This is a genomic window from Caballeronia sp. LZ029, assembly GCF_031451275.1.
Taxonomy (GTDB): Bacteria; Pseudomonadota; Gammaproteobacteria; order Burkholderiales; family Burkholderiaceae; genus Caballeronia; species Caballeronia jiangsuensis.
The window spans coordinates 1-3,025 of the sequence record NZ_JARUXO010000119.1; the positions used below are offsets into that span (position 1 = coordinate 1).

Annotated in this window: 1 protein-coding gene and 1 pseudogene; both read right to left on the reverse strand. The window is 55.0% G+C overall.

From position 1 onward, the window contains the following. Positions 1-58: 58 nt before the first annotated feature. Positions 59-1,264 (reverse strand): annotated as a pseudogene (locus QCE73_RS39155) (IS1182 family transposase); the annotation flags it as partial. A gap of 55 nt (positions 1,265-1,319) precedes the next feature. Then, positions 1,320-2,857, reverse strand: a protein-coding gene (locus QCE73_RS39160; protein WP_309886167.1) for an IS3 family transposase whose coding sequence is annotated in 2 segments (ribosomal slippage) — positions 1,320-1,345 and positions 1,345-2,857 — 1,539 coding nt in all. Because the reading frame shifts where the segments join, the coding sequence is not laid out codon by codon here. Positions 2,858-3,025: the final 168 nt, after the last annotated feature.

Below are 3,025 nucleotides of genomic sequence, written 5' to 3' on the forward strand. Positions count from 1 at the left end.
TCAGGCGCTCTTCGGGTTGAAGCTGTTGATACTGAGTTGTTTCGTGCATCGCAACACCTTATACGAAACAGGTGTTGCACTTCACATTTGAGGCCGCCAAGCGTTTGATGTTGTAGGCTAGCACCTGAAGACTCATCTCGGTGCTCACCGGCTTGAGCGTCCGCGTCAGAAAGTGTGTCGCACCCATCCACTGCTTAAGCGTGCCGAAAACATGCTCGACAGTGCTTCGTCGGATTGTCATTGCATCTGGCTTCCGATCGAGCCGTCGCTGCATGACTTCGAGTATGTGTTCGTGCTCCCATCGTCGGATGCGGCGATAGTCGCTGGGCGAACATCGCTCCTTTAAATGACAATGCGGGCATGCGCTGGACCAGTAAACTTGAAGATTCATGCCATGTTCGACTGTCATGAATCGACGAATCGCACGTTCGCCGGCGGGGCATCGATATTCATCGTGCCTTGCAACGTAGATAAAGTCGCGCTTGGTGAAAAGGCCTTTCTTTCTTGACGCTGATGTGAGCGGCTTTGGGACATACGCCGTGATACCTGCCAGTTCGCACGCCCGGATATCCGGACCGCTGAAATAACCTCGATCGGCCAGAACCTTCAATTGAGACTTGCCCATCGTCTTTCTTGCCGCAATCGCCATTCCGCTAAGTTGTCCGTGATCGCCTCCGACATTCGTCACTTCGTGTACAAGGATCAGATGATGCTACGCGTCCACGGCGACCTGAACGTTGTAGCCAACTGTTCCGGTTCTTTTGCCACCGCTGGTCATCGAGCGTGAATCCGGATCTGTGAGAGGTAGCTGTTTGTCCGGTTGGGTTTTTAGCTGCTTTCGGATCTGCTCGAGCTCTCGCATCCGTTGGCGTAAGCGGGCGATCTTCTCGTGCAAGCGCACCGTCTTCACATCGAAACCTGTTGGGCTGGTGCGGTCTGCGCTTTCGATCGCGTCGAGGTAGCGTTGCACGCTTTCTTCGATTTGCTGCGGACGCTTGTCGATCTTGCCTTCTGTGTAGTTCCGGTCACGACTGTTCACAGCTTTGAACTTACTGCCATCGATGGCCACTGTATCGCCGGAGAGCAGCTTCAGCCCTCGGCACAACCCGACGAAACGGCGACACACGCTGCGAATAGCCGGACCGTTGTCGCGGCGAAAGTCTGCGATGGTCTTGAAGTCTGGCGCCAAGCGTCCGGTCAGCCACATCAATTCGATATTGCGTTGACAATCACGTTCGAGACGCCGGCTGGAAGGTATGCGATGTTGATTTGCACCGGAAACTGACCCACTGGGGATGCGGCCATTTTCTTGGACTGATTTACGTCGTTAGCCCGAGGCTTTCACGTATTCGATGGGGCTGAGATAGCCAAGCGAACCCTTGATCCGTTTCTCGTTGTACCAGCGAACATAGCCGTTCAATACTTCAACGAATTCCGCGATGGTCGTTGAACGCCAGTCTCCTGGATAGAACATCTCGGTCTTCAGCCTGCCGAAGAATCCCTCACAAGCCGCATTGTCTGGGGAACAGGCTTTACGCGACATGGATCGAATCAGGTTAGCCTTTGCAACCCGCGATAGCCAGCCAGGCCAACGGTAGTGGCCACCTCGATCGGAATGGACAATAGGTGTCTCATCGTCTTCGGTCACGGTCTCGATAGCCGCATCTAACATGGTATTCACGAGCTCTGCGTCAGGACTTGTGCCAATCGACCAGCTGACTACCAAGCCATCGAAGCAGTCGATCATTGGCGAGAGATATACCTTACCCGCAGGAATCTGGAACTCGGAGATATCCGTCACCCACTTTTCGTTGGGGGCGTTAGCGTGGAAATCGCGATTGATGATGTTATCTGGAGCAGGGCTGATTTCCCCGATATAAGAACGGTATCGTCGCCGCCTGGGTCTGGCTGCTTGGAGGCCGCCTTGTTTCATGAGGCGACGCACGACTTTCTCCGATAGAAACACCCGTTGTCGGCACAGCGCTGCCTGCACCCGACGATAACCATAAGATCGGTGATTGTCTTCGAAGATCTCTGCAACGGTACGACGGACTTCTCCATATTTGTCGGCAACCCGTACGGGCGACCGATGGTAGAAATAGGAGCTGCGAGCCAGGTCCAACCGCGCAAGCAGCTCAGCCAAACTGTATTCGTCTCTCAGGGCGTCAACCAGCGTCGTCTTCTCCCGGTTGCTCAGGAGTGGCAGGTCGACGCCCAGGTCTTTTTTTAGGAGTTCATTCGCCTTCTTTAGCAGGTCGTGTTCAAGCTTCAGATTGCGAATGTCGCGCCGGAGCCTTTCGACCTGCCGCTCCAGCTCGTCCCGATCCGTCTCTGCGCGTGATCCCTTGCTGGGTTTCATGGATGCGGGGGCCTCTCGGCCGAGTAACTGGTTCTTCCAGTTGTACAGTGTCACTCTGTCGACGTCCAGCTTTCGCGCCAACGCCTGCGCACTTCCTTCACGTGTGCATAGTTCGTACACCGCGGCCTGCCTGGACGCCAATGACGCGGCCGGTCGACCTGCCTTACCAACCTCGTATTTCCTGGTTTCCGGATAGCGCTCGCGAACCCACGCAGTCAGTATCTGTCGACAGGGATAGCCTAAAGCCCTGAGGGTGAAGGCGAAGCAGCGCCCGTGGTTGACGTAGTGCTCAAGTGCTACGTTCTTCTGTTTTTCTGAAAACTTCGGCCTTGCGCGGACATATTCCTTCTGCAAATCGCCACTCTTTTCGAATTCTGCGCACCACGCCTTGAGAGAGTTCTTCGTCGGATAACCCAACTGGCGGATCGTCGCCTTGATGCGCTTACCGAGTTTCAGGTACAGCTTGACCGCTCGAACGCGGTCTTCGTATGAATACATGGACTACCTCCAAGTAGTCCAAGATTTTGTCCGCATCCCCAGTGGGTCAGTTCTGCGTGCGCATCAACAGCCGTCTTCAGATTGCACTTCGTGTGATAGACGTAGAGTTCGGGATCGTCAATCAGTTGTTGTGCCGGCTCGAGCAATCTGGGGGAGCGCACGGCGGAG